General features: G+C 75.8%; 1 protein-coding gene and 1 pseudogene. Both read left to right on the top strand.

What is annotated here, in order from left to right; all coding sequences use genetic code 11:
• Window positions 1–2,990: type I polyketide synthase (locus tag B1205_RS31940; RefSeq protein WP_254910085.1), on the top strand; the 2,990-nt coding region annotated here is incomplete at its 5' end.
• A 72-nt stretch (window positions 2,991–3,062) separates the two neighbouring features.
• Window positions 3,063–5,677: pseudogene (locus B1205_RS31935) on the top strand (type I polyketide synthase); the annotation flags it as partial.

Raw genomic sequence — 5,677 nt, 5'->3', positions numbered from 1 at the left:
CCAACCTGGCCACCGCGTACACCATCGGCCTGCCCGTCGACCTCACCCGCGTCCTGCCCGAGACCGGGCTCGTCGAGCTGCCCACCTACGCGTTCGAGCAGCAGCGGTTCTGGCTCGACCCGCCCGCCCACCGGGCGCAGGACGTCGCCTCCGCCGGCCTCCAGGACGCCGGGCACCCGCTGCTCAGCGCCGCCGTCACGTTCCCCGACAGCGAACGGCTGGTCTTCACCGGCCGGCTGTCCGTGCGCACCCACCCGTGGCTCGGCGAACACCGGGTGATGAACGCGATCCTGCTCCCCGGCACCGCGTTCGTCGAACTGGCCGCCCACGCCGGCGAGCAGGCCGGCGCACCGGTGGTCGAGGAACTCACCCTGCTCGCCCCGCTCGTCCTGCCGGAACTCGGATCCCTCCAGATCCAGCTCACCGTCGGCGAACGCGACGACGCCGGACGCCGGCCGGTGCAACTGCACTCCCGGCCATACCGGGACGGATCCGACGAGATCCTCGCCGACGTGGCCTGGACCTGCCACGCCACCGGCCAGCTCGCCCCGCGCGCCGTCGACCCGCCCGCGTTCGACCTCGGCGTGTGGCCGCCGCCCGGCGCCACCCCGGTTCCCTCCGACGCCTTCTACGCCGGCATCGAGTCGACCGTGTTCGGCTACGGTCCGGTCTTCCGCGGCCTGCGCGCCGCCTGGACCCGCGGCGAGGAGGTCTTCGCCGAGGTGGCGCTCCCCGCTGACCACCACACCGAGGCCGGCCGCTTCGGGATCCACCCGGCGCTGCTCGACGGCGCGCTCCAGGCCATGTCCATCGGCGGTTTCCTCGGCCGGATGGGCGACGGCGCCGACGCCAGCGTGCCCCGCCTGCCGTTCGCCTGGACCGGCGTCACGCTGCTCGCGGCCGGGGCCACCGCGCTGCGGGTCCGCGTCGCCGCGGCCGGCGACGTCGGCGTGACGTTCCAGGTCGCCGACGCCACCGGCGCCCCGGTCCTGCACGCCGAGTCGCTGATCATGCGCCGGGTCACCGGCGACGCGCTCGGCGCCGCCCGCGCCAACCGCCACGAGTCGCTGTTCCAGGTGGACTGGCCGGCGCTGCCGGTGACCGCCGGACCGTCGCCCGTCGCCGCCCGCTGGGTGGTGCTCGGCGACGACCTCGCGCTCAGCGCCGCCGGTGAGGCCGCCGGCGCTCGGGTCCGCACCGACCTCGCCCCCGAGTCCTTCGCCGAGCTGCTCGCCGGCGGCGAACCCGCCCCCGAGGCGCTGATCGTGCCGGTCACCGGCCACGGCGTCGGCGCGGACCTGCCCGCGCAGGCCCGCGCCACCACCCACCACACGCTCGGCCTCCTCCAGGCGTGGCTCGCCGACGACCGGTTCGCCGACACCCGGCTGGTGCTGGTCACCCGCGACGCCGTAACCACCGGCGAGCAGGTCGAGGTGAACCTGCGCACCGCCGGTGTCTGGGGGCTCGTCCGCACCGCCCAGCTCGAACACCCCGGCCGGCTCCAACTCGTCGACCTGGACACCGACCCCACCGCCGCCGCGCTGCTCGCCGCCGCGATCGGCACCGGCGAACCGCAGGTCGCCGTGCACGGCGGACAGGTACGCGTGCCGCGCCTGGCCCGCGTACCGGCCGGGCTGGACGCGCTGCCCGGCGGCGTCGACCCGGACGGCACGGTGCTGATCACCGGCGGCACCGGCGTGCTGGGCCGGCTGCTGGCCCGCCACCTCGCCACCACCCACGGCGTACGGCACCTGCTGCTCGCCGGCCGACGCGGCGCGACCGCCGACGGCATTGGCGACCTGGTCACCGAGCTGGCCGACACCGGCACCGAGGTCACGGTCGCCGCCTGCGACGCCGCCGACCCGGACGCGCTCGCCGCGCTGCTCGACGGCATCCCCGCCGCCCACCCGCTCACCGCCGTGGTGCACGCCGCCGGTGTGCTCGACGACGGCGTGCTGGAGTCCCTGACCCCGGACCGGATCGACGCCGTCGCGATCGGAAAAATCGACGCGGCGTGGCACCTGCACCGGCTCACCGCCGGCCGGGACCTCGGCGCGTTCGTGCTCTTCTCCTCCGCCGCGGCCACGCTGGGCAGCGCCGGGCAGGCCAACTACGGCGCCGCGAACGCGTTCCTCGACGCGCTCGCCGCGCACCGGCGGGCCCAGGGACTGCCCGGCATCTCCCTCGCCTGGGGGCTGTGGGAGCAGGCCAGCGGCATGACCGGCCACCTCGCCGACGCCGACGTGCGGCGCATCACCGAGCAGGGCGCCGGTGGGCTGAGCACCGAGGCGGCGCTGCACCTGTTCGACGCGGCCTGGCGGCTGGACACGGCCGCCGTCGTACCCATGCGGTTGGACGTGGCGGCGCTGCGCGGGCAGGCCGAGTCCGGTGCGCTCGCGCCGCTGCTGCGCGGCCTGGTCCGGGTGCCGCTGCGGCGCTCGGTCGACGCGGGCGGCGCCGGCACCGGCGGCGTGCCGCTCAGCCGGCGACTCGCCGGCCTGGCCGAACCCGAGCGGCGCAAGGTGCTGCTCGACGTGGTCCGGGCCAACGTCGCCGCCGTGCTCGGCCACACCGGCCCGGAGGCCGTCGACCCCGGCCGCCTCTTCACCGACCTGGGCTTCGACTCGCTGACGGCGGTCGACCTGCGTAACCGGCTCAACACCCTGTCCGGGCTGCGGCTGCCCGCCACGCTGGTTTTCGACTATCCGACGCCGCACGCGCTCGCGGAGAAGCTGGCCGGTGAGATCGCCGCCGACGCCGCCCCCTCCACCCAGCCGCTCTTCCAGGGCATCGACGCGGTGGAGACGCTGCTCACCACGCTTCCGCTCGACCCGGCGACCCGGGACCGGTTCACCACCCGGATGCGTGACCTGCTCGCCAAGGCCACCGACCTCGCCGGTCCCGCCGACGAGCCGGAGCGGCCCGACCTCGACGCGGCCAGCGACGACGAGATCTTCGACTTCATCAGCAAAGAGTTTGGAATCTCCTGACATGACCGAACCGCGGATCGAGGCAGGGACGCGATGAGCGACGACGACAAGCTGCGGTACTTCCTCAAGCGGGTGACCGCCGACCTGCACGACACGAAGCGCAAGCTGCAGACCGTCGAGGCACGTCACCAGGAGCCGCTCGCCATCGTGTCGATGAGCTGCCGTTTCCCCGGCGGCGTCCGGTCACCGGAGGACCTGTGGGACCTCGTCGCCGACGGGCGGGACGCGCTCACCGAGTTCCCCGCCGACCGGGGCTGGGACGTCGACGCGCTCTACGACCCCGACCCGGACAAGCCCGGCAAGAGCTACACCCGCAGGGGTGGCTTCCTCGACGCCGCCGGTGACTTCGACCCGGCCCTGNATCTCGCCCCGCGAGGCGCTCGCCATGGACCCGCAGCAGCGGCTGCTGCTGGAGACCTCGTGGGAGGCGATCGAGCGGGCCGGCATCGACCCGCTGTCGCTGCGCGGCAGCGCCACCGGCGTCTTCGTCGGGCTGAGCACCTCCAACTACGGCATGGGCCTGCCGTACGTGCCCGACGGCGTCGACATGTACCTCGGCACCGGCAACACCACCAGCGTCGCGTCCGGCCGGATCTCGTTCACGCTCGGCCTCAACGGGCCCGCCGTCACCGTCGACACCGCCTGCTCCTCCTCCCTGGTCGCGCTGCACCTCGCCGGGCAGGCGCTGCGCCGGGGCGAATGCGACCTGGCCGTCGCCGGCGGCGTCACCGTGATGGCCACCCCCGGCGTGTTCATCGTCTTCTCCCGCCAGCGCGGCATGTCCGTCGACGGGCGGTGCCGCGCGTTCGCGGCCGGCGCCGACGGCACCGGCTGGGGCGAGGGCGGCGGCGTCGTGGTGGTGGAACGGCTCGCCGACGCCGAACGCAACGGCCACCCGATCCTCGCCGTGATCCGGGGCAGCGCCCTGAACCAGGACGGCGCCTCCAACGGCCTCACCGCCCCGAACGGCCCGTCCCAGCAGCGGGTGATCCGGGCCGCGCTGGCCGACGCCCGGCTCGGCCCCGCCGACGTCGACCTGGTCGAGGCGCACGGCACCGGCACCACGCTCGGCGACCCGATCGAGGCACAGGCGCTGCTCGCCACGTACGGGCAGGACCGCCCCGCCGACCGGCCGCTGCGGCTCGGCTCGGTGAAGTCGAACATCGGCCACACGCAGAGCGCCGCCGGCGTCGCCGGCCTGGTCAAGATGGTGATGGCGCTGCGGCACGGCGTGCTCCCGGCGACCCTGCACGTCGACGAGCCGTCCCCGCACGTCGACTGGTCGGCCGGCGCGGTGGAGCTGATCACCGAGAACCGGCCCTGGCCGGAGCTGGGCCGACCCCGCCGAGGCGGCGTCTCCTCGTTCGGGGTCAGCGGCACCAACGCCCACGTCATCGTCGAGGAGTACCGGCCCGCCGCCGCCGACCCGGACACCGCCGCGCCGGCCCCCCGCCGCGCCGGGCTGCTCGACGCCGGCCCCACCGCGTGGCCGATCTCCGGCCGGACCCGCGCCGCGCTCGCCGGCCAGGCCGCCCGGCTCGCCGCCCACCTGCGCGCCGACGTCGACCCGGCCGCGGTGGCCTGGTCGCTGGCCACCACCCGGGCCACGCTCGACCAGCGGGCCGTCGTCGTCGGCGCCGACCCGGCCGGGCTGCTGGCCGGCCTGGACGCGCTCGCCGCCGGCCTGCCGGCGGGCAACCTCGTCACCGGCACGGCGGCCGCCGCCGGCGCCGGCCCGGTCTTCGTCTTCCCCGGCCAGGGCGCCCAGTCCGCCGGGATGGCCGCCGGGCTGGTCGGCCGGTGCCCGGTCTTCGACACCGTGCTGGCCGAGTGCCAGGCCGCGCTCGCGCCGCACCTCGACGTCGACCTCACGTCGGTGCTGACCGGCGACGACCAGTCGTGGCTGGACCGCGTCGAGGTGGTGCAGCCGGTGCTCTGGGCCGTCGGCGTCGCGCTCGCGGCCGTCTGGCGGGCGGCCGGCGTGACCCCCGACGCGGTGATCGGACACTCGCAGGGCGAGATCGGCGCCGCGTGCGTCGCCGGGATCCTGTCGGTGCCGGACGCGGCGAAGACGGTCGCGTTGCGGTCCCGCGCGCTGTCGGTGCTGCGGGGCACCGGGACGATGGCGTCGGTCGACCTGTCCGCCGACGACGTCACCGCCCGCCTCGACGGGTTCGACGGCGTCGGCGTCGCGGCGGTCAACGGCCCGTCGACGGTCGTGGTGTCCGGCCCGCCGCAGGCCGTCGCGGACCTGGTGGAGGCGTGTCAGGCCGACGGGATCCGGGCCCGCCTGATCCCGGTGGACTACGCGTCGCACTCCGCCGCCGTGGAGGAGGTGGCGCAGCGGCTGCGTACCGACCTGGCCGACGTCACCCCGCGGCCCGGTCACACCCGCCTCGTCTCCACGCTCACCGGCGACTGGGTCGACCCGGCCACGATGACCGCCGCCTACTGGTACGACAACCTGCGCCAGACGGTCCGCTTCGACAGTGCCGTGCGCACCGCGATCGGGGCCGGTCACACNGCCCGCATCCGGTGCTGACCATGCCGGTCACCGCGATCCTCGACGACACCGGCACCGCCGGCCACACGCTCGGCACGCTGCGGCGCGGTGAGGACGACCCGACCCGGCTGCTGACCAACCTGGCCACCGCGCACACCATCGGCCTGCCCGTCGACCTCACCGC

Origin of the sequence: Micromonospora sp. NBS 11-29 (genome assembly GCF_002140155.1) — a bacterium.
GTDB lineage: Bacteria > Actinomycetota > Actinomycetes > Mycobacteriales > Micromonosporaceae > Micromonospora.
The sequence above is the reverse complement of the archived record's forward strand: the minus strand, read 5'-3'. Positions and strand labels throughout refer to the sequence as shown.